Annotated in this window: 13 protein-coding genes; 5 read left to right on the forward strand and 8 right to left on the reverse strand. The window is 43.7% G+C overall.

Features of this window, described 5'->3' with window-relative positions; genetic code table 11:
• Positions 1-10: 10 nt before the first annotated feature.
• Positions 11-1,180, reverse strand: a complete 1,170-nt coding sequence (locus RDO37_RS06995; RefSeq protein WP_308498571.1) for a globin domain-containing protein — start codon at positions 1,178-1,180, stop codon at positions 11-13.
• Between the two features lie 370 nt (positions 1,181-1,550).
• Entirely contained in the window at positions 1,551-2,720 is a 1,170-nt protein-coding gene (locus tag RDO37_RS07000) for a globin domain-containing protein (RefSeq protein ID WP_027940156.1), read from the reverse strand.
• A gap of 1,133 nt (positions 2,721-3,853) precedes the next feature.
• Between RDO37_RS07000 and radA the strand changes: the two genes are divergently transcribed.
• Entirely contained in the window at positions 3,854-5,230 is a 1,377-nt protein-coding gene (gene radA / locus RDO37_RS07005; RefSeq protein WP_027940155.1) for a DNA repair protein RadA, read from the forward strand.
• A 633-nt stretch (positions 5,231-5,863) separates the two neighbouring features.
• Here the strand turns inward: radA and RDO37_RS07010 are convergent.
• Both RDO37_RS07010 and RDO37_RS07015 read right to left on the reverse strand, forming a co-directional pair.
• Positions 5,864-6,253 (reverse strand): PilZ domain-containing protein, encoded by a 390-nt coding sequence (locus tag RDO37_RS07010; RefSeq protein ID WP_308498572.1) that lies wholly within the window; start codon positions 6,251-6,253, stop codon positions 5,864-5,866.
• A 749-nt stretch (positions 6,254-7,002) separates the two neighbouring features.
• Positions 7,003-8,679 (reverse strand): DUF416 family protein, encoded by a 1,677-nt coding sequence (locus RDO37_RS07015; RefSeq protein ID WP_308498573.1) that lies wholly within the window; start codon positions 8,677-8,679, stop codon positions 7,003-7,005.
• 1,504 nt (positions 8,680-10,183) lie between these two features.
• Between RDO37_RS07015 and RDO37_RS07020 the strand changes: the two genes are divergently transcribed.
• Positions 10,184-11,818 (forward strand): peptidoglycan DD-metalloendopeptidase family protein, encoded by a 1,635-nt coding sequence (locus RDO37_RS07020; RefSeq protein ID WP_308498574.1) that lies wholly within the window; start codon positions 10,184-10,186, stop codon positions 11,816-11,818.
• Between the two features lie 378 nt (positions 11,819-12,196).
• Positions 12,197-12,718: an Rsd/AlgQ family anti-sigma factor gene (locus RDO37_RS07025; RefSeq protein ID WP_308498575.1), complete on the forward strand. Its 522-nt coding sequence runs from the start codon at positions 12,197-12,199 to the stop codon at positions 12,716-12,718.
• Positions 12,719-13,182: 464 nt separating this feature from the next.
• Here the strand turns inward: RDO37_RS07025 and RDO37_RS07030 are convergent, their stop codons facing one another.
• The 3 genes from RDO37_RS07030 to purH all read right to left on the reverse strand — a co-directional run bounded on the left by RDO37_RS07030 (position 13,183) and on the right by purH (position 17,883).
• Positions 13,183-13,956, reverse strand: a complete 774-nt coding sequence (locus RDO37_RS07030; RefSeq protein ID WP_027939174.1) for a sulfite exporter TauE/SafE family protein — start codon at positions 13,954-13,956, stop codon at positions 13,183-13,185.
• Positions 13,957-14,591: 635 nt separating this feature from the next.
• Positions 14,592-15,887, reverse strand: a complete 1,296-nt coding sequence (purD, locus tag RDO37_RS07035; RefSeq protein WP_308498576.1) for a phosphoribosylamine--glycine ligase — start codon at positions 15,885-15,887, stop codon at positions 14,592-14,594.
• Between the two features lie 361 nt (positions 15,888-16,248).
• Positions 16,249-17,883: a bifunctional phosphoribosylaminoimidazolecarboxamide formyltransferase/IMP cyclohydrolase gene (purH, locus tag RDO37_RS07040; RefSeq protein WP_303073741.1), complete on the reverse strand. Its 1,635-nt coding sequence runs from the start codon at positions 17,881-17,883 to the stop codon at positions 16,249-16,251.
• 1,279 nt (positions 17,884-19,162) lie between these two features.
• Between purH and RDO37_RS07045 the strand changes: the two genes are divergently transcribed.
• Together RDO37_RS07045 and pgm are read left to right on the forward strand one after the other, a co-directional pair.
• The gene (locus RDO37_RS07045) at positions 19,163-19,444 is read left to right on the forward strand and encodes an HU family DNA-binding protein (RefSeq protein WP_027939171.1); all 282 of its coding nucleotides are present in this window, start codon (positions 19,163-19,165) and stop codon (positions 19,442-19,444) included.
• Between the two features lie 788 nt (positions 19,445-20,232).
• Complete coding sequence (pgm, locus tag RDO37_RS07050; protein WP_273324946.1) at positions 20,233-21,885, forward strand: phosphoglucomutase (alpha-D-glucose-1,6-bisphosphate-dependent); 1,653 nt, start codon at positions 20,233-20,235, stop codon at positions 21,883-21,885.
• Positions 21,886-21,978: 93 nt separating this feature from the next.
• Here pgm and RDO37_RS07055 read toward each other — a convergent pair.
• Positions 21,979-22,282 (reverse strand): ATP-binding protein (locus RDO37_RS07055; RefSeq protein ID WP_308498577.1); only part of this gene is annotated, 304 nt, incomplete at its 5' end.

Genomic DNA, 22,282 nt, shown 5'->3' on the forward strand with positions numbered 1-22,282 from the left:
AAGCTAGAGCTTAGTCTTTTTGCAGAACGCCAGTACCAAAGCTCTCGTTGAAAATCAGTGCCTCATCAACACCAGCTTCAATAAGAGCGTTGATAGCTGACTTCATTAAGCCCTGAGGACCACAGATGTAGTACTGAGTATTAGGACGTGCTAAGGCAGCAAAGTCAGCTGCGGTAGGACGACCCTCATCAGCGGTGAAGCGAGTGGTCAAGGTGAAGTTAGGGTGGCTTTCCATAAGCTCGTTAACTTCCTGCTGCAGAGCAAAGTCCTTTTGATCGTGGCCGACGAAGTATAAGTGCATGTTGCGCTTTTCAGCATTAGCGCTACCGAGCATGGCAACAGCAGTAGTAATACCAATGCCACCAATGATAAATACTGCAGGAGTATCGCTAGAATCGAGGTGGTACACACCCATTGGAGGAGCTAAGTCGATAAAGTCGCCTACGTTGTAGTCGTTGTGCAGAGCATTTGAAACCATACCAGCTGGGGCATCACCCTTAGGATCGATGCGCTTTACGCAGATACGGATGGAGTCACCATCTGATGATACTACAGTGTACTGACGTGGCTGAACGAGTCCTTCGCTCTTTAAGTATACACGTACGGAAATGAACTGACCTGGAAGAATGGTGCAGATTTTACCGCCGTCAACAGGGCGTAACACGAAGCTAACTGCGTCGGAAGTTTCTTGCTTCTTCTCAACGATCTTAAATGAACGCCAGCCAGACCAGCCACCGTCAGTGGTAGCCATAGTCTGATAGAGCTTGCTCTCAGCATCGATAAGAATGTCTGCTAACTGCCCGTAAGCTTTAGCCCAAGCCTCAACGAGCTCGTCCCCATCTTTAAGGCCTAAAACTTCTTTAATAGCCTCAATGAGGTGGTGGCCAACGACGCTGTAGTGCTCAGCACGAATACCTAAAGAAACATGCTTAGAGGCAATGTGGGCAACTGCATTGGACAGTACGGTTGGGTTTTCAATGTTCTGTGCATAGGCAAGAACTGAAGCTGCTAAAGAAGCCTGCTGTCTACCAGTACGCTGGTGACCCAGGTTGAATACCTGACGAAGCTCTGGATTGTCGCGGAGCATACGGTTGTACATGCAGCTGGTCAAAGCAACACCATGCTGTTGCAGAACTGGTACTGTAGATTTGATTAGTTCGAGTTGATGAGGAGTCAGCATTCTATTCTTCCTAATGTTGAGTAAACTTCCGACTTAAGAGGCATTGAAGTCGCATTTTGAATCAAAGCACTACATAATTGTTTGATTCGTCGGAATATCCTTATCAGCCTGCAAAATCTTTCGTAATAAGATAGCAATCTAGATATAAAATACATTGAGCAAAGGAGATAGTAACATGATGAAAGGCTGACAAGCAACGAGGATTTTTCGCGCCTTGATAGCAGCTTTGGTGTTGGGGCTTTTTGTGCTTTGATAGCAGCTTGGGTGATGGGGGCTTTTGTGTCTTAGGCTGTCGATAGAGACAAAAAAGGCTGCACGATGGCAGCCTCTTTTGGTACGCATAAGAACGTACTTAAAATTATGCTAGAGCTTAGTCCTTTTGCAGAACGCCAGTACCATAGCTCTCGTTGAAGATCAGTTCCTCATCAACACCTGCTTCGATAAGAGCGTTGATAGCTGACTTCATTAAGCCCTTAGGACCACAGATGTAGTACTGAGTATCAGGACGTGCTAAGGCAGCAAAGTCAGCTGCGGTAGGACGACCCTCATCAGCGGTGAAGCGAGTGGTCATGGTGAAGTTAGGGTGGCTTTCCATAAGCTCGTTAACTTCCTGCTGCAGAGCAAAGTCCTTTTGATCGTGGCAGGTGAAGTATAAGTGCATATTGCGCTCTTCAGCATTAACGCTACCGAGCATGGCAACAGCGGTAGTAATACCAATACCACCGATAATTAATACTGCAGGAGTATCGCTAGGATCGAGGTAGTACTCACCCATTGGAGGAGCTAAGTCGATAAGGTCGCCTACGTTGTAGTCGTAGTGCAGAGCGGTTGAAACCATGCCACCTGGCTCATCACCCTTAGGATCGATACGCTTTACGCAGATACGGATGGAGTAACCATCTGAGGATACTACAGTGTACTGACGAGGCTGAATGAGTTCTTCGCTCTTTACGTATACACGTACGGAAATGAACTGACCTGGAAGAATGGTGCAGATTTCACCGCCGTCAACAGGGCGTAATACGAAGCTAACTGCGTTGGAAGTTTCTTGCTTCTTCTCAACGATCTTAAATGAACGCCAGCCAGACCAGCCACCGTCAATATTAGCCATAGTCTGATAGAGCTTGGTCTCAGCATCGATAAGAATGCCTGCTAACTGCTCGTAAGCAATAGTCCAAGCCTCAACAAGCTCGTCCTCATCGGTAAGGCCTAAAACTTCTTTAATAGCCTCAATGAGGTGGTAGCCAACGATGCTGTAGTGTTCAGCACGAATACCTAAAGAAACGTGCTTAGAGGCAATGTGGGTAACTGCCTTGAACATTACGATTGGGTTTTCAATGTTCTGTGCATAGGCAAGAACTGCAGCGGCTAAAGAAGCCTGCTGTCTACCAGTACGCTGGTGACCTTGGTTGAATACCTGACGAAGCTCTGGATTGTCACGGAGCATACGGCTGTACATGCAGCTGGTCAAAGCAACACCATGCTGTTGCAGAATTGGTACTGTAGCTTTAATCAGTTCGAGTTGATGATGAGTCAGCATTCTATTCTTCCTAATGACCAGTAAACTTCCGACTTAAGATGCATTGAAGCTGCATTTTGAATCAAAGCGCTACAAAATTGTTTGATTCGTCGGAATAGCCTTATCAGCCAGCAAAATCTTTCGTAATAAGATAGCAATGTTAAGGATATTAAACCGTGATCTGTCTTATATCCTCATATACAAAATGCTCAGCTGCATAGCCTCTACAAATGTGTCGGTTTGCAACTCACTATTCTAACATGATGAAAGGTAAGCTTTAATGCATAACCAAAAGAGACATATGTGGTTTTGTTAAACCATTTGGCAGATACTACATGCGCGATCTTAATCTAAAGCACCCGTTTTGCAAAAGACTCAAACCACAAAATCCGTTAAATTGGGCACTTTTGTGCGCATATTGTGACAAAGTCCCGTATATTGTTTTGTGTATATTCCACAAAAAGGTGCATATCTAGTTGAACAATAAAATCGTTTCTTACGAAACCTACGCTATCTTAACTTCTCTAAATGGTGCAAGATTGCGTCAAAAAATCTAACGGTTCGCAATGATTATGTCAACTAGTTAAATTTGAAGCGCACTTGCCTATCGCAATAATACTTTGAGGCATTAGCAAATTGCATTGCTAAGCGATATAAAAGCACACTGCTTTGGCAAGTTACTTGATAATACATAGCCTAAACGAGTCTTATTATAATAGCTAGGGTCTAGATGCAACATTGTGCAAATTTATGCAACTTTGCATTTACTGCACTATCTTAATCTAGCTAAACGTTCAAACTCAGATACACGTCAATATTGCTGTGTAATAGTGGCGACAAAAGCAATGTGGGCATAATTTACTGCCATATTCTTAGCTAAGGCAGAGCATTATATTTTGTGCCAATAAATCGGAATATGCACAAGCGACGACAAAGGCGTCACGTGTTAAAGTCAAAAGGCTGCACAATTTAAATTCAGATGCGGCACAAGATAAAGTCAGATGCAGCAAACATTGCAATAACTTTTTCCCACTTTATGTTCCACAGCACTATTTATGATGTAAGCTCATTGCCTCAAGAATCTAAGGGATCTGCAACTAACCTTAATAGTTAGTTTGATGTAGTTATGGTTTTCTTCTTCAGACAGTAGACAAATGGCTAAAGCAAAAACAGTATTTGTATGCCGCGAATGTGGCGCTGAGTATTCACGTTGGCAGGGTCAATGTAAGGCCTGTGGTGAGTGGAATACTATTGAAGAGCTCAAGATTTCAGGCCCTAAAGCTGAAAGAGCAGTCTCTCGCAATATGGGCGGTTTTGCTGGTGTTGCAGACGGCAAAATTGAAGACCTGTCAAACGTCAAGATTACTGAAACCCCACGTATGCCGTCGGGCTATAGTGAGTTTGATCGCGTGCTTGGTGGTGGTATTGTGCCAGGATCAGTAGTGCTCATTGGTGGTAACCCTGGTGCTGGTAAATCGACTTTGCTATTGCAAACTGTATGTAAGTTATCTGCTACTACCAAGGTACTCTATGTAACAGGCGAAGAGTCCTTGCAACAGGTAGCACTGCGTGCCAACCGCTTAGATTTACCAACGCAAAATGTACGAATTGGTGCTGAAACCTCCATTGATAACATTATTAGCCTAGCCATGGCTGAGCAGCCTGCTGTATTAGTTGTCGACTCTATTCAGGTTATGCATGTTAATGATGTGGATAGTGCCCCAGGATCAGTTAGCCAAGTGCGTGAGGCAGCTGCAGCTTTAACTCAGTTTGCAAAACGAACAGGCATTGCGGTGTTTTTAGTTGGACACGTTACTAAAGAAGGCTCTCTTGCTGGTCCAAAAGTTTTAGAGCACTGCGTTGATTGCTCTGTCATGCTTGAAGCGGGCAATGATATGCGCTTTAGAACACTGCGCTGTCAGAAAAACCGTTTTGGAGCAGTTAATGAGATCGGTGTCTTTGCCATGACTGATAAGGGCATGCGTGAGATCAAAAATCCATCTGCGATCTTCTTAAACCGTCAAGAAACAGTTGCTCCAGGATCTCTTGCTACCTGTGTATGGGAAGGTACACGACCACTGTTAGTTGAGCTGCAGTGCTTAGTTGATGAGTCTCAGTTTGGTAACCCACGTCGCTTATCTTTAGGTACTGATGCTAATCGTATGTCGATGCTGCTCTCTGTTCTGCACCGTCATGCAGGTATTCAGCTTGCCGATCAAGATGTGTTTGTAAACGTGGTCGGTGGTGTAAAGATCGACGGTACTAGTTCTGATGTGCCTCTGATCTTAGCTTTATTATCTAGTTTTACCTCTAGACCAATTGAGCGCACCTGTATTGCCTTTGGTGAAATCGGTTTGACTGGTGAAATACGTCCAGTGCAATCAGGTTTAGAGCGCCTCAATGAAGCCGAAAAACAGGGCTTTACTAAGGCCATCATTCCAGCCGATAACGCTCCTCATAATAAGAAAAAGATCGGCAATATGGAGATCGTGGCTGTCTCAAATATTCAACAGCTTGTTGAACTTGTTTAGCATAGAGATGCCTTGATCTTATGACTACAGATATCTCAGAGATCAGACTATTGGCCATGCGATCAAAGATAACTGCTTTGGCGCAACAGATCTTAAGATCTTAGAATAGGTACAATCAGTCAAGATCTTATAGATAAGGTAGGTTGTCGCGATCTTAGTTTTTGATTGCCATATAAGATCTCAAAGGTAGGTATGGATCGCGAACTTGATAGCGTATCTGTTTATACAATCCAAAGGATCTTGAAGATAAAGTAGGTAGTGGCGATCTTATGTAATAGATGGCAATGAAAGTGACATGAGTGTTGTTAGCATCCTATGTAATAGATGGCACTTAAGCTGACGTGAGTGTTGTTAGCTATCTAAGATCTAAGAGGCTGTACTAATCGGTGTGATCTTATAACGCTGTTTTTCGTTGCTACAGAGATCTTGGCAGGGGCGATGCGCTTAATGCGGTAGGATGATTTGGTTAGGTTGAAAACAAAAAACAGCACTGCCATTTTTGGTCAGTGCTGTTTTTGCGATCAGATGATCTAAGTTAACGGATTGGATGTGAGATGATATGTCAACTTAGGATCATCAGATGTTCTTGGTGCTTGAGCAGTGCAAATCAACTACTCAATTTGGCAAACTATATTAGTCCACAGCACCTGGATTATTAATGTGCATGAGTACGCTCAGTTCACGACCTAAGATGTCTGAACGACCTACGTTCATTTCAATCAGTCGACGTAAGTTACCGATTGATTCTGTATCGATACGATCGCATTCTAAACCTAACTTCTTGCCAATAACGTGACGGCAGGTCATGTGCATAACGATCTTAGTAGTTGCCTGCAGTTCAACGGTCAGGTCGTACTTCTGGCCGGAGAACATGTGAGGATCTTGCTCGAAGTTACGCAGCTCAACAAAAGCACCCTTTAAGGAAAGATCGTGCACTTTTACCATATAGGCCTTGGCTTGGACGGGTGACTTAAGAGTGCCATCAAGGTCGAGAGCTACACGTGAGTATTTGCGGCGTTCCATTTGATCTTCCTTCAACTTATCAAGTTAAATACTCTGGCTATTCTGCCAGACAAAGCATGTGAATCTAATTGTGAGTGTGTTCCTGTAATCATACAGCCACAACTAATATAAGTTGAGCTGCTATGCTGAACATGTAACAGACCTAGCTGTGAGTCAACATACTATGTTGCTTAAACTTAGATCAGAGATCTATGCATACCTTAGTTAATTTGAACTCAGATCAGTTGCTGTTATTAAAATCATATCCTTAAAGTAGCATTAAACAAGAGCACTTTTAGCAACTTTGATTGATAGATCGCATTTTAGGCTAATAAGAAAAAGTGCCTTACTAGATGCAACATGATTTCTTAGCGGATGTTACGGATTAATTGAGAAAAACACTCAAAAAACCGTCGGCTATTCTATCAGATCAGTTAATAGAAAGGTCAAGATTAAAAAGTTAAAAAAGATAAAACTGCGGTTCTTTGAGCTTGTCTGTAACTATGTCGTACAACTTTTGTTGTATCTTGCATTTGCAATGATTCTGTGATTATTGCTCATGGTTATGTAATGCTTTGCAAAGAATCCGATATCAATGAGAAAACTATGATAAATCACATCTAAAAATCGCAGCGAAATAAATTGTTATGGTTAACTTGCTATGCACATTTTGTAAAAAGGCTGCAAAAAATAAAAAGACCGTATCCGCAAAAACTGCCAATACGGTCTTTTTGTTTTATGGATATGTAAGGCTAAAGAGGTGAACTCAGTTAGTTACTCTTTGGTCCAAAGACACGTGGCTTTTGTGGTGCCTCACCGTGACGACTGCGATCACCGAATTTACCACCACGGCCTTTGCGATCGCCAAATGGTCTATCACCAAACTTGCGATCACCGCGAGGGCGATCACCAAACTTACGGTCACGATCGCCAAGTGGACGATCACCGCGAGGGCGATCACCAAACTTGCGATCGCCAAATGGACGATCGCCATGAGGACGGTCACCAAACTTACGGTCGCGATCGCCGTGTGGACGATCGCCATGAGGACGGTCGCCAAACTTGCGATCGCCAAATGGACGATCACCGCGAGGGCGGTCTCCAAACTTGCGATCGCCGTGTGGACGATCACCGCGAGGGCGGTCTCCAAACTTGCGATCGCCGTGTGGACGATCACCGCGAGGGCAGTCTCCAAACTTGCGATCGCTGTGTGGACGATCGCCATGAGGGCGATCGCCAAACTTGCGATCTCTACGGCGGCCTTCGCCATCTTCACGATCGCGGCGTGGGTGTCTGTCAAAACGACGATCTTCACGGCGTGGAGAGTCTCGGTGATCTTTGCGACGCTCTTGGCGATGAGATTGACGCTTGTTTGACTTATTGTCATCTTCCTCGTCGGCATCACCTTCGAATGGTGCAGTCATATCAGTAAGGACACCGTCTTCATCTTCAACAAGAACAATGTCGCCAAAAGCCTCGTCAGATTCGCCTTCTTCCTCTAATAGCTCAAGATCTTCATCAAACTCGCTTGGATCAATGTTGGAGTAATCCTCATCAGCGGTGATCTCAGTGGTGCTTTCGTCATCTGCGATCTTTTGCTTTGCTATCTTTTCGTCTGAGAGCAGCTCGTTTGCAACTTGCTCGTCTGATGTATTGAGCTCTTCTTTGCTATTAGCTACCTCGTTGTCGCCATCGAGATCTGATCCTTCATCAATGGCAAGCTCGTCTTCACCACCACCACCACCATCATCCTCATCATTAGCTTGCTTGTTAGCACCCCAAGGATCAACAGCGCCTTTACGTTTAGCTAATTCTTCTTCACTAAGCTCAGTTTGCACAAGAGACTCAGCAAAGTCATCCATGGTTAAGTCGCTTTCAATGCCGATGTTAGAGCACTTAGATTCTAAGGAGAGCTCTAAGAGCTTTTTAACAACGTCTGCAGAGCGTGGCTCCATTACCATTTCCATGACAGCCACTTGGAAATCGATCTCAGCTTGAATTGGATCGAGCTCTAAGAGTTTTTCCTCATCGTCTGATTCTTCTGGATTAGTGTTTTCACACAGTCTAATAACTGACGCCATGGATGCCATGGATGCATTCTTAGCGTTCTTGCTATTGAAAGGAACACTCTCTAAAGCCACATCTAGAATTACTGAGGCATCAAAAGCAAAGGAGTCACCCTCAGAGTACTCCTCAAGCTCCATTGGCATGAGAGGCTCTATGATGTCGTATGCTGCTTCAAGATCTACGTGATTGTATTTGTCATAGTGGAAGCGCCAACATTGCTTTAAAGCATGCAGGTACTCTCTTTTGCCTTGCTGTTCCTTAATCTCACACCAGAGCGCAAAGTTAGGATAAGCACGGGTAGCTAAAGCAAGAGCAAATAGACTATGACGCCATGGTGGCATCTTCTGCAGTGTTGGATAGAATCTTTCGCCAAAAATCACTATGGGAAACCTCAAAAAGAGCGCTCACACTTTACTTGCCAACAACAACCATGATTTAAGCAAACGCGCAAATTAACTCTGCAGTTAGCTTAAATAGCAAGTAGTTTTGATGGGATGGGTAAGATGAATGAAGGCAGTATTAACGATGAATGTAGGCAAGACTAGCTAAACGATAGCTATAAGTCCTACTATCTGAAGACGTTTGTTTTCAGGATAGTCGATTAGTATAGCTCAAAAGCGTCACAATCCCGTGTTTTTGCAAAGCTTTTAGTATGTCTAAGTTCTGTGTCTATAGCTGTTGCATGGCGGTCATTTAGGTGGATGTTTTTGGTGCAATATAGGGGTGGCTCAAATTAAGCTGGTAATTTCATTAAATTTGACAAAAAAACTATGTTGCATCTAGGTTTTGCCTATTGTTGACGCTCGCTAAAACGATCGCTTTGGTGCACTGGGCAAAAAGTTAGTCAATTACAGGAGTTTTTGCGCTTTTAGGCTAGATTTTGAAGTGGTTTTGAAGCAAAATAGTGCACTGTATTTCTGATAAGAATGAGATCTTCTAATCAGTGGCATTTAGCTATGTTCAGTAGGCCTTAGCTAGGTGTGATTGAGCAAAAGATAGTGGCTTTGTAAATTGTAGATGCTAAAGCTAGCAGCTACATATACGCATGCTTGTAGCAAGTTAAGCTCCATGCTTATACATGGCTTGCTATCTTTGTTCTAAGTAGCGTTAGTCAAAGTACTTAAGCTTATTGGCAGGTTATCCGTATGACAAAAGCTTTTAATTGGTACGCTTGCAGCTACTTTATTTAGCCTAAGCCTCAATGAGGTAGGGCAAGATTGTAGATATCAGAAATGATAGGCAGTCACAGTAAGCTATGCTGCTGTGACATAACGTAAATCAGCATCTGGCGTGATGCTTTTTCATCTACTTCTTATATTCTGACTCAAGCTAGGCAGCTGTGGCTTTGCAATGCCTAACTATGATGTCAACGTTGCTTTGCTGTTTGTAAAAGTTATTAATGCAAGGGACGTGCCGTTTTAACTGTCAAAATTTAGTTGAGTTTATGTAAAAGCCATGTTTTTGCCATTTATTCATCTAATTTAGCTCTAGAGCTTAATTTATGGATGTTCGGGTAAGACTTAAAGTGGCAATACCTCAACTATGATGGGCATGTCTTAAAGACTATCTTGTGGTGCATGTATATCTAAATATAGATAGTGCGCTATATGAGCTCTTGTAAGTTTGTTGTTGTGCTCAGAGCCATAGACAAGATGGCCATAGCTTATAGACATTAATGGCTAAAACTTTATTAGCACTAAGAATAAATTACTTGGTGCAAGCTCTTGTGTTTGTCTAGCTTACTAGACTGTCACTGTCTATAAGCAGTGATCTGAGCTCGTCTCTTGTGAGACAAATAGAGCTCAAACAGTTAAACGCGTGTCAGATTTTTAGAAACGAGGGAAAGAACGGCGCTATTGATGTAGTCCATGCCACGGCGTACTAATGGAAACTGAAGACTATATCTATCAAGACGACCTCTCTAATAGCAAATACCCGCTCTCGAGAAAGCATGTTATTGCTATCTCTAGTACGGTATTTCTTGCTGGTGCTTTGTATTTCATCCTGCCTCATAATACAAATATCGGTAGAAACACATCTAATGAACTCTACGCCACTACTGTCACTGATGATGGTGTCTATGAGGAGTTCATCGATCCTACTCGCTCACTGACTGATATTCTGCTCACAGATAGCAAAGAGCTTCCTGCTACAGGTCGCGACGTTGCTATGTCAGAGAACAACAACAATCAGCGCGTCTATACCACTGAAAACTTAGGCTCCATGGAAAACTATGATGAAGATGACCTAAGTTCAGCTATCGCTTTATCTGACGATAGTGCAGTGGAGCAACAGCTTAGTGAACTTGCTAATAAAGAAGGCAAGCACAGCGCTCAAATGCTGTCAGCTAGCAAGAATCAGTGGCTTAGCGAAGATATTCAGCGTGGTGATTCTTTAAGCTCCATTTTCTCTGATTTCAACATTCCGTATAACGTAATGATGTCCATCGCCGAGAATAAAGAGGTTGAGGGCAATATTACTAATCTGCGTCCAGGCAACAAGCTCTACTTTAGCTTTGATGATAAGAACAATCTTATCGGCTTTGTTAAGCAGATTAATGATTACGAGCAGTGGCACTTTACCCGTAGCAACGTTAACTCTACTGAGTTTACCGTTAAGCGCGAACACAAAGATGCCCATATCTTAGTTGCTGATGCTAATGGCAACTTAAAGCCATTAGTAAGTGCTGATGATATCGAGCTGCCAGCTTACAAAAAGCGTGGTCGTTTAGTTGTGGCTACTGTTAAGCACGGTGAGAGCTTCTCTACTGCAGCCCATGAGGCAGGCCTTACCTACGGTGAGGTGCGTATGGTTACTGAGCTTTTCAAAGGCCGTGTGCAGTTCTCTCGTCACGTTCAGCCAGGCGATACCATGCGTGTGCTCTTCTCTGATGATAAGGGGGAGGGCAAGATTAACGCTATTGAGCTGAGCTTAAAGAAAGTAGGTACACTCTCAGCTTATCGTAACTTTACTGATGATAAGTACTACGATGAGCAAGGCTATAACTCTGCTTTCTCAACTTTCCGTCGTTTCCCAATCGATGGCAAGGTAGTTATCTCATCTCACTTCAATCCAAGCCGTCGTCACCCTGTAACTGGACGTGTTCGTCCGCATAACGGTACTGACTTTGCCGTTAGAGTTGGTACCCCAATTGTGGCTCCAGCTGATGGTGTGGTTGAAATTGCTAAGTACTCACGTACAGCAGGTTATTACATCGTGATTCGTCACCGTGGTTCCTACTCAACTGTTTATATGCACTTATCTAAGCTCTTAGTTAACCAGGGTCAGTCAGTTAAGATTGGTCAGATGATTGCTCGTTCTGGTAATACTGGTATTTCTACTGGTCCTCACCTGCACTACGAGTTACGTCGTAACAATCGTCCAATCAATGCAATGAGAGTTACTCTTCCAGCTAACGAAGATACCCAGATTGCTAAGAAAAATCGTCAGCGTTTTGCCAATAATGTTGCCTTGTTCAAAAAAGAGCTGCATCAAGAGGACTTAATCGCTAAAAAGTAACTACGTTTTGCTAAGATGGTTTTACAGATATAGCAAACTCTGAAAGCGCTAGCTCTTAGGATGCCAAATTTCTGTCAATTGCCAGAATGACTAAGCAAGCTCTTAGGATGTTTAGGCAGTTAAGAAAGATCCTAGTCTCAATTGACCATCTAAGTGCATTTACTATAGCTACCTTACAGAGGGCTCGCATCATGCGGGCCCTTTGTGTATCTACACAGACAAGTTTGAAAATAATCACCAGCTACTATGTAGTGAACATAAATTTGTGTGCAAGCTTAGTAGTATGCCTGATGTGTTCTACTAGCTTGGTGCTAAAAGATTATCTTTGCTAAGCACACAGAGTTTATTTTGCGTAATTAGTAAGGTAGGAGGTGCCCTGTGAAAGACAATAAAATCAGTGGCTTCAATACCGCACTGCAAAACGTTGAAGAACGTTACTCATGGGTTAACGACATGATTAACGAGCGTAAACAGCTCGTATTGAAGTATATGGAACTCATTAACCCACAGATGAAGATCTCTCAAAGTGACGATTCAATAGATCAGCAGGTACTAGACCCAAGTTATGAGCAGGTTGTAGACTTCTGCGATGCCTTGGTGGACTACATCTCCCGTGGCCACTTTGATTTGTATCCAAAGATCGTCGAGCTGATTGAAAATGCCTCAGGCCGTTCTTTATCTATTGCTCATCGTGTGATGCCTCGTATTGATAAGACTACAGAGGTTTTATTGCAGTTTGCTGATCGCTATGCCGAGGACTTAGATAGCGCTAAGATGAAGACCTTGCGCTCTGATTTGTCAAAGGCAGGTCAGCTTTTAGAGCAACGTTTTCGTAATGAAGACCGCCTGATTATCGGCTTACGTTTGGTTAATGCCATCGTAGCTACACCACGCAACTAAGGCTTTTGTTCTTTAGATCTGACGTAGTTTCACTACGAAGGCAGATATTTATGCTAACGCCAATTTAGCGCCCCGCAGCTTTGCTTGCGGGGCCATAGGCGCTCTATGGGCAATTGCGATGGCTGGACTATTCTGCCAAATTGATAGTGCTGGGCTATTTTGCTAATTTGCGAGGGCATTGCTATGCAGGCCTAATAAGATAATGGCGTGTGTATGGGCGGGCGCTGGTGTCTAGGCTCGTTAAGATCATAGGGTTTATGGCCTATTGCAGTGAGCGGAGTGATGCAACGGCATGGGGCATTAAGACGCATCGTTTGGGCGACGCCTAATAATCAACTTGAGATTCAAATGCTGAAGCTAAAGATGCTAAAAATGTAAGTTGGCGATGGACTGTGGTATAGGCCGTTACCATAGGCGATAACGGCGCTAGTGAATCTGTGTAAATATAGCGGTTGTATGCTGCTTTAGTGCATGGCAGTGTAGATAAGTAATCCACCACTTAAGATTGCAACTAAGGAGAAGATGATACGTACCTTCTCTGTTGGCATCTTGAGCATGAGAGCGGTACCCACAAAAGCACCTAAGAAAGAGGCAAAGATCATCACTGGAACCCATTGCCAGTAAATAGCGGTTACTGCACCAACGGTTACCGCGCCTACTGCATTCCAAATGGTGGCTACGAACACCATGGTGTGGTAGATAGCTCTTTTAAGCTCTAAACCAAAGACTAAAGCTAAGGTCATTGTAGAGAATAGGCCTGCACCTGAGGATAAAGATCCTGAGAAGAGACCGATAATAATCATGAGGAAGACGCCGAGGGCAAAACGCTTTTTGGAGATATTTTCCTTTGCTACAGAGCCAAAGCCTCGTTTTACCAAGGTATAGGCACCCATTAAGATCGTGACTATGCCTACAGTAAGCTGTGCAGCATCCGATGGCACATTGATAACGATTAGCGTACCTGCAACTACCGCAGGACAGCCCACAAGTATCATGACTAGGGCTATCTTCTTATCGATGGCAAATTTATTAGACTTCTTTTTGGCAAGCGCACCAATACCTAAGAACACCACAGCTACCTTGTGGGTACCAAGAGCGGTGGCAAAAGGCAAGCCCATAAGGATGAGTAATGGGAATTGCACAAAGCCAGCTCCACCGCCTGATACAGAGGCAAATAGGTTGGCTGTAAAGGTAAAGATAAAGACCAAGATCTGGTCAATTAAGGCTGATGTATCCATTACTTCCTCGCGGCCAGATAAAAAACGGAGTTCACCACTGCAAAAGTTCAATCAGTATGTGTGGCGATATGTTGGCCTTTATACAAAAGTATGCACAGTATAGACCCCTTAGTTGATATTGGCGAACTTGTATTTATCACTTAGTGCTTGAATGTACCTTTCTTACCGTGCCCAATAGTTGTTCTTTTTATGCACTGCTTTGGGCATAGTCTAAAAGAGGATATCTTGCTGCTTGTTCTTTGGTGCATGGACATTATGTTTACAGAGGTTGAGTGCATAAGAGCTATGTGCACTATTAATGAGCTTGCAAGTTAAACCTAACTATCTGAGCGCTTAGCATAGGTTCTTTTATCTTTGTCTTATTGAAAATCATTCTTGTAATGAGTATTGCGTAATGGCAATTTCATTGAGAATCTTGCTAAAGACCTTGGGACATTTCACGTCGAGAAAACCTAACATGTAGTTTTGAAAAGCCATTAGTAAGCCATAGCTTAAGAAGAAGCTGGAAGTTTAGCTAAGGCTTGGTTCTTTTGATTTACTTTAGGTATAAAAAAGCCCGTAAAGCTTGAGGCTATACGGGCTTTCAGATCTATCTGCAGTAACTGCAGATTAAATTAAGGAATAGTATTTTTTGATTACTGCTCGCCGTTTAAGCGCTTTAAGGCGCGGTGAGCGATGTCCTTACGGTAGAACATGCCATCAAACTTAACATGGTTGATGATACCGTAGGCACGCTTGGTAGCCTCGGCGATGTCCTCACCCATAGCAGTTACGCACAGTACGCGACCGCCATTGGTTACTACCTTGCCATCCTTCTCCTCAGTGCCAGCTTGGAAGATCTTAGCGTAGGATGGAACTTCATCATCTAAGCCATGGATCTCATCACCCTTACGTGGAGATGCAGGATAGCCCTCAGCAGCTAAAACTACACCAACAGCTGGGTTTGGATTGTAGGAGCAGGTGCGGCCTTCTAAACCACCAACCTCAGCACCCTTTAAGCACAGTTCAACAAGATCAGAGGTCATACGCAGCATGATTGGCTGAGTCTCTGGATCGCCAAAACGGCAGTTGAACTCAACAACACGTGGATCGCCGTTGCTATCGATCATGAGGCCAGCGTATAAGAAGCCAGTGTATGGAATACCATCATCGGCCATACCCTTGATAGTTGGGTTGATGATGCGATCCATTACCTTCTGATATACATCATGGGTAACGATTGGAGCAGGTGAGTAAGCACCCATACCACCAGTGTTAGGGCCAGTATCGCCATCACCAACACGCTTGTGGTCTTGTGAGGTTGCCATAGGAACAGCGTTAATAGAGTCAGACATGACGATGAAGGAAGCCTCTTCACCCTCCATGAACTCTTCAATAACTACGCGAGCACCAGCATCACCAAATGCATTGTCCTCAAGCATGGACTTAACTGCATCAATAGCCTCTTGCTCGCTCATAGCTACGACTACGCCCTTACCAGCGGCAAGACCGTCAGCCTTAATTACGATAGGAGCGCCGTTCTTCTTGATATACTCAATGGCGCTATCAACCTGTGAGAATACCTCGTAAGCTGCGGTAGGAATGTTGTGGCGCTTTAAGAAGTCCTTAGTAAATGACTTAGAGCCCTCAAGCTGAGCGCCAGCCTTAGATGGGCCAAAGACGCGCAGATTAGCGTCCTTAAATGCGTCAACAATACCTAAAACTAAAGGTGCCTCAGGGCCAACGATTGTTAAATCAACGCCAGCCTTTTTAGCAAACTCTACTAAAGCTGGGATATCAGTAGCGCTGATATCAACATTCTCAATCTTGCGCTCGCTCTTAGTGCCAGGATTGCCTGGAGCTACATAAACTACGTCAGCAAGTGGAGATTGTGCAGCACGCCATGCTAAAGCATGCTCACGGCCACCGTTACCTACGACTAAAACTTTCATCGTTATCCCCTGAAAACCATCTTTGTAATGGCTTGTTAATCAACTAGTGCTACAGCACTATTTAGAAATCTAAAAGCCCACCGAGCTAAAATTGCATACAAGCTAAGCTGCATACAAACTTAGGTGCATAAAATCTTAGGTGCATATAAGTTTTGATGCATACAATCTTAGGTGCATATAAGCTTTAGCGCATACAAGAGCATCTGCAGCTATATATGAAGTAAGTGGGCTTATGGAGCAGAGCCTAGATGTGAGCTCTGCTAGGCAGGCCTATTCGGCCTTTGCTTTTAGCAAAGTGGCTTTTATATAGATCCACTTTGCTCTTTGCCATTAGCAGCATGATGCTGCTTTAATGGTCTTATTAGTGACGGAAGTGACGTACGCCAGTGAATACCATAGCGATGCCGTGCTCGTCTGCAGCCTGGATAACTTCCTCATCACGGATAGAACCACCTGGCTGAATGATGCACTTAACGCCAGCCTTAGCAGCTGCGTCAACACCATCGCGGAATGGGAAGAATGCATCAGATGCCAGTGCTGAACCCTCAAGAGAGAGATTAGCGTCCTCAGCTCGGATAGTAGCAATACGTGCAGAGAACACACGTGAGGTCTGGCCGCAGCCAATACCTAAGGTACGCTTGGAGTTGGTGTAAACGATAGCGTTGGACTTGGTGTACTTACATACGCGCCATGCAAAGAGCAGTTCGGTGAGCTCATCATCGGTAGGAGCACGCTTAGTTACAACCTTGAGATCTTCACGCTTTACGTTAACTAAGTCAGCATCCTGAACTAACAGACCGCCGTTAACACGCTTAAAGTCGTAACGTGGCTGTCTCTCGCCTAACTCGCCAATAGCAAGAAGACGAATGTTCTTCTTAGCTGCAACGGCCTGCTTTGCCTCTTCAGTTACGCTAGGAGCAACAATAACTTCACAGAACTGACGATCAACAATAGCCTGAGCAGTCTTGCCGTCTAACTCGCGGTTGAAAGCGATGATACCGCCAAATGCAGACTCGCTGTCAGACTCGAAAGCCTTAATGTAAGCATCGGTGAGGTTGTCAGCCATAGCAACGCCACATGGGTTAGCGTGCTTAACGATTACGCAGCATGGCTCTTCTAAGAACTCACGCACGCACTCGATAGCGGCATCGGTATCAGCGATGTTGTTGTAAGAAAGCTCCTTACCCTGGAACTGTACTGCAGTAGCAATAGAAGAGTTGGTAAGAGACATGTCCTTGTAGAAGGCAGCTTTCTGATGTGGGTTCTCGCCGTAGCGCATGCCCTGTAACTTAACAAAGTTTAAGTTTAAGGTACGTGGGAACAGACGCTTTTTCAGCTTTAACTCACCCTCAGATGGAACATCACAAGCCTCAGCCTCTGGATCAACGATGCCGTAGTCATCAGCCATAGTGCCAAAGTAGTTAGCGATAGCAGCATCATAAGAAGCAGTGTGCTCGTAAGCAGCGATAGCTAAGTTGAAGCGGGTCTTGTAGGTTAAGGAGCCACCGTTAGCATCCATCTCAGCGATAACCTTGTCGTAGTCGCTAGCATTAACCACGATAGCAACATCACGGTGGTTCTTAGCAGCAGCACGAACCATGGTAGGGCCACCGATATCGATGTTCTCAATAGCCTTCTCTAAGGTGCAAGATGGGTCAGAGGTGGTCTTAACAAATGGATAGAGGTTAACGCACACGAGATCGATTGGGCTGATGCCGTGCTCGCTCATTACGGCCTCATCGGTACCACGACGACCTAAGATACCGCCGTGAATCATTGGATGTAAGGTCTTTAAGCGACCAGACATCATCTCTGGGAACTTGGTGTAGTCAGAAACTTCGATTACTTTGACACCGTTGTCCATTAACAGCTTGGCAGTGCCACCAGTTGAAAGGATCTCAACACCGCGCTCAGATAATGCCTTGGCAAACTCAAGAACGCCAGTCTTGTCTGATACTGAGATTAAAGCTCTCTTCACAGGACGTATTACATCCATTACTTTTGCTCCAAAGATCTATTGATTAGTAATGTGGGACTGATTGAGTTAAGTGTTCGTTGGTAAAGACCAATGATGTTCATACGCTTAGGCGTTTATGAACTCTTTGAATCAACCGTCCTAGAAAGTCTTAGTTGCATGCAATAGAAATTGCAATTCCAAGTACTAGCAACCTAAGCTTCCTAACTAAAAGTGCGGCTATTTTAGCATGTCAACTTAGTAAGGTTAGCAAACTAAGGAAAAAAGCTGTCAATCATTATAAATAGCCTAAATAAGCGATAGATATAAAGTCATATCCAGCCTAACTTTGCTGCATTAGGACGTATAAGTCATAAGCTAAATTTATAAGAGACCATATCTTTGGCAAGTTGTCTTTTACACATTATTGGTAACGTTAACCTCATACGCCACCACAAAAGTTAATGACTGTAACGATGAGCCATAAATGTCTGATGCTGCTAATGGGCAACAAAAAGAGTTAGTAAGCTTGAGTTTAGTAAGTCATAAAAGCTACTAGCTCATCATTTGCCTGTGCTTAAGGGCGGCATCGTATGTTTTTGGTAAATGATGATGGCATTCGTTAGAAACGGTTATCTAGCATTAGTATGGCTTGCTCTAGATGCTTCGATGCCTGAAAGCTTGATTATGGTTGATGATTTACTAGATGTGCACTTATCAAGAGCGCTAGCTAGAAGTGGTTCTGCTGCCATCTTATAGCTGATATTGCCACTTAACTTTGTGACAAAAGGTGTATAAATCAGGGTTTTGTGGTTATGGCTGTCTACTTTATTAGCTTTTGAGGTCGTATAGGTTCATTTTGGCACTACTAATGCTGATTTTGTCAACAAACGTGATATATAAGCCATTTATGAAAAATAGCCATATAACACAGCTTTTAGAGTTTTTGTGAGACTTTCTACTCTAGTTGAACACTAAGATTTAACGTTGTGAGCTATAGCTCAAAAATCATCGCAAAGCACGGTCCTATAAGGAAAGAGCAAGCAAATTTCAAGTAGCGAAAAGCAAAAAAAAATTTTGTGCAAAAACTTAGAGAGTAAAAATGGCTCTTTGAGTGCTTATAAACCTGATATATATGCGGTTTTATTTTTGAAATGGCGGTTTTAAGCGCATCTTCAAGATATGACGAAAGCCGCTATTTACGCCATTTGTGAAAAAATCTTGTTGATATCTTATGATTTATGTGGTGAAATCTATCTCAATTCAGGTCCACCGTAATTTCACGATATGACCTATGTCTGATTGAAAGGATACATTCTTTATGAACAAGTCTGCACTTATCGAGCAAATCGCAAAGCGCTCTGAGTTACCAATTAGTCAATCTCGTAAGGCTTTAGATGCTATCTTAGAGTCCATCACCGAGGCCTTAAGCAACGGCGATCGTGTTCAATTAGTCGGCTTTGGCACTTTCAAGGTAACCGATCGTAAGTCCCGCGAGGGCCGTAACCCTAAGACTGGTGAGGTTATCCAGATTCCTGCTTCCAAGACTCCATCTTTCACCGCTGGTGCTGAGTTAAAGAAGTCAGTAAACGGTCGTGACTAATCACTCGATTCTGTAAGAATTGTTTGATTAAGAAAAGGCAGGCAACCATAGTTTGGAAGCTTGCCTTTTTTGTTTTTGGCAACCTCATAAACAGCATCACCAATACCCCATTCCAATTAATTGCCATTGATCGGCAAGTCCATCCGAGCTAAAGCCTCTTCACTTCAACCAATCCAATCCAATCCAATCCCATCCAATCTTTTGCTGCAAAGTAGCTTTGGCCTAATCACATTGCCAATGAAACTGCCGCTTTGTTGAGCAGTTCTTAACAGACACTTAGCTAAATCATGACAAGTAATCGATATGCAATGCTCATCTTTGCTCACTTGGCTCATGCCCACCTTTGCTTGTTTGTCTCATGTTCATCTTTTTTTGCTTAAGATGAAGTATTGAGCTACTTAAGTTTTGCTAATCTCATTAAGTATTCATTCAACATTTGCCCCGTGTTCGTGCAAAAGTCATCATAGACCGTAAAAAGAAACTACGTAATAGTTTGGATCTGTGATGTTGGTCAGTTTAGAAGGCTACTTATATGGTGAGAAAGCGTCTCAATAGACTTAAAATATAAAGATGTGTCTATCCAAGAAACTAAAGCATAGGCTTAGCTATACGTTGCTATGGTTTAGTGAGGATTGAGACGTGCTGTAGCTGCAGCTGTAGCGATGAAAGAGCTAAGGTAAGACTGCTACAAAACTCTTTGTTTGCATTAAGTGTGATAATTCATTAACACTGAGCTATGCTAGACAAAAAGTTCTCGTTGGTTTCTACGAAGGGTTAAGGATAATAATATGGCAATTCATGAGCGTGCCGGCACTAAGGCTTTAGACTCAGACCTGGTTAATGTTCCACGTCTGATGGCGGCTTACTACTATAACCGTCCAAACCTCGATAATCCTGATGAGCTTGTAAGCTTTGGTACCTCTGGTCACCGTGGCACTTCATTAAATGGTTCCTTTACCGAGTCCCACATTTTAGCCATCTCTCAAGCTATAGCTGAGTACCGCGCAAAAGAGAACATCTGTGGTCCGCTGTTCTTAGGTAAAGACACCCACGCTTTATCTGAGGCTGCTTTAGTATCTGCAGTAGAAGTATTAGGCGCTAACGGCGTTGAGGTTCGTATCGAGAAAGATAACGGCTATACCCCAACCCCAACTATTTCCCACGCTATCTTAAGCTACAACCGTGGTAAGAGCGGTTCTGCTTTAGGTGACGGTATCGTTATCACTCCATCCCACAACCCACCAACTGATGGTGGCTTTAAGTACAACCCAACTGATGGTGGCCCAGCTGGTACCGACATTACCTCATGGGTACAGGATCGTGCTAACGACATTATGCGTGCTGGTCTTAAGGACGTTAAGCGTGTTCCTTATGAGCAGGCATTAAAGCTTCCTAATGTGCAAGAGCACGATATGATGACTGACTATGTCAATGATTTAGACTCAGTTATCAATCTCGAAGCTATCTCCTCAGCAGGTCTTAAGATTGGTGTAGATCCATTAGGTGGTTCAGGCCTTTACTTCTGGGATCGCATTGCTGATAAGTACAAGCTCAATATTAAGGTTGTTAACTACAAGGTTGATCCAACCTTCTCATTCATGTGCTTAGATAAGGATGGCAAGATTCGTATGGACTGCTCTAGCCCATATGCAATGGCCGGTCTGATTGCTCTTAAGGATAACTTTGATATTGCATTTGGTAACGATCCTGACTATGACCGTCATGGTATTGTTTGCCACTCCGGCCTCATGAATCCAAATCACTATCTGTCAGCAGCTATTAACTACATCTACACCCACCGTGACAACTGGCCAAAGGATGCTATGGTTGGTAAGACTGTAGTTTCATCCTCCATGATGAACCGTGTTGCTGAAGGCTTAGGCCGCAAGGCTTTTGAAGTTCCAGTAGGCTTCAAGTGGTTCGTACAGGGTCTTTTCGACAAGTCCTTAGCATGGGGCTGTGAGGAGTCTGCAGGTGCATCATTCTTACGTAAGGATGGTTCTGTATGGACTACCGATAAGGACGGTATGATTGCATCTCTGCTCTCAGCTGAAATTCTTGCTGTAACAGGCAAGGATCCATCAGAGCACTACAATGCCTTAACTGAGAAGTATGGTAAGCCTTTATACAACCGTGTAGACGCTCCTGCTAACTCTAAGCAAAAGGCTGTCTTAAAGAAGCTTGATCCATCCGCTGTTGAGGCATCTACCTTAGCAGGCGAGCCAATCTTAGAGAAGCTCACTAGAGCCTCTGGCAATAACGCCGAGTTTGGTGGCCTCAAGGTGGTTACTGAGAACGGCTGGTTTGCTGCTCGCCCATCTGGCACCGAGAACATCTACAAGATCTATATGGAATCCTTCAAGGGTGAGGACCACTTAAAGAAGATCGAAGAGGAAGCTTCAACCATCGTTGATGCTGCCTTAAAGAAGGCTGGTGCCTAATTAACGTTCTAAACTAGACATGAAGGTAAGTAGCTGACGTGCTACTTGCCTAGATGAGCCTCGCATTTGCGGGGCTTTTTGCTTTTTTGAGCTTTACTCTAATGAATTAGCCATAGAGTTCTTGGTGCTTTTTAGGCCAAAAGAAGAGGTAGCTCTGGCATTTAAGAATAATATAGTGTATCCTTTTGCCCAGGCTAGCTTCCCGAGATGAATTGATAGCATGGTTTTTCCTAGCCCAGGTCCACCGTGCATCAATAAGAAAAGGCCTTTATGTAGCAATCTGGTTGACAAGAGCTCTCTCACAAGCTCCTGTTCAGCCTGACATAGCGAGAGATTGTACGACTCTCTTGCTAGTCCAAGAGGGAAGCCAGCTCCAACATAGAGATTGGTAACACTA

The organism is uncultured Anaerobiospirillum sp. (assembly GCF_902485895.1).
Lineage (GTDB): Bacteria > Pseudomonadota > Gammaproteobacteria > Enterobacterales > Succinivibrionaceae > Anaerobiospirillum > Anaerobiospirillum succiniciproducens.

Bases quoted from the DNA above. Each gene is read 5' to 3' on its own strand.
- radA (WP_027940155.1), top strand. From the start codon at position 3,854: ATGGCTAAAGCAAAAACAGTATTTGTATGCCGCGAATGTGGCGCTGAG.
- RDO37_RS07000 (WP_027940156.1), bottom strand. From the start codon at position 2,720: ATGCTGACTCATCATCAACTCGAACTGATTAAAGCTACAGTACCAATT.
- RDO37_RS07010 (WP_308498572.1), bottom strand. From the start codon at position 6,253: ATGGAACGCCGCAAATACTCACGTGTAGCTCTCGACCTTGATGGCACT.
- pgm (WP_273324946.1), top strand. From the start codon at position 20,233: ATGGCAATTCATGAGCGTGCCGGCACTAAGGCTTTAGACTCAGACCTG.
- RDO37_RS06995 (WP_308498571.1), bottom strand. From the start codon at position 1,180: ATGCTGACTCCTCATCAACTCGAACTAATCAAATCTACAGTACCAGTT.
- RDO37_RS07020 (WP_308498574.1), top strand. From the start codon at position 10,184: ATGGAAACTGAAGACTATATCTATCAAGACGACCTCTCTAATAGCAAA.
- RDO37_RS07045 (WP_027939171.1), top strand. From the start codon at position 19,163: ATGAACAAGTCTGCACTTATCGAGCAAATCGCAAAGCGCTCTGAGTTA.
- RDO37_RS07030 (WP_027939174.1), bottom strand. From the start codon at position 13,956: ATGGATACATCAGCCTTAATTGACCAGATCTTGGTCTTTATCTTTACC.
- purH (WP_303073741.1), bottom strand. From the start codon at position 17,883: ATGGATGTAATACGTCCTGTGAAGAGAGCTTTAATCTCAGTATCAGAC.
- purD (WP_308498576.1), bottom strand. From the start codon at position 15,887: ATGAAAGTTTTAGTCGTAGGTAACGGTGGCCGTGAGCATGCTTTAGCA.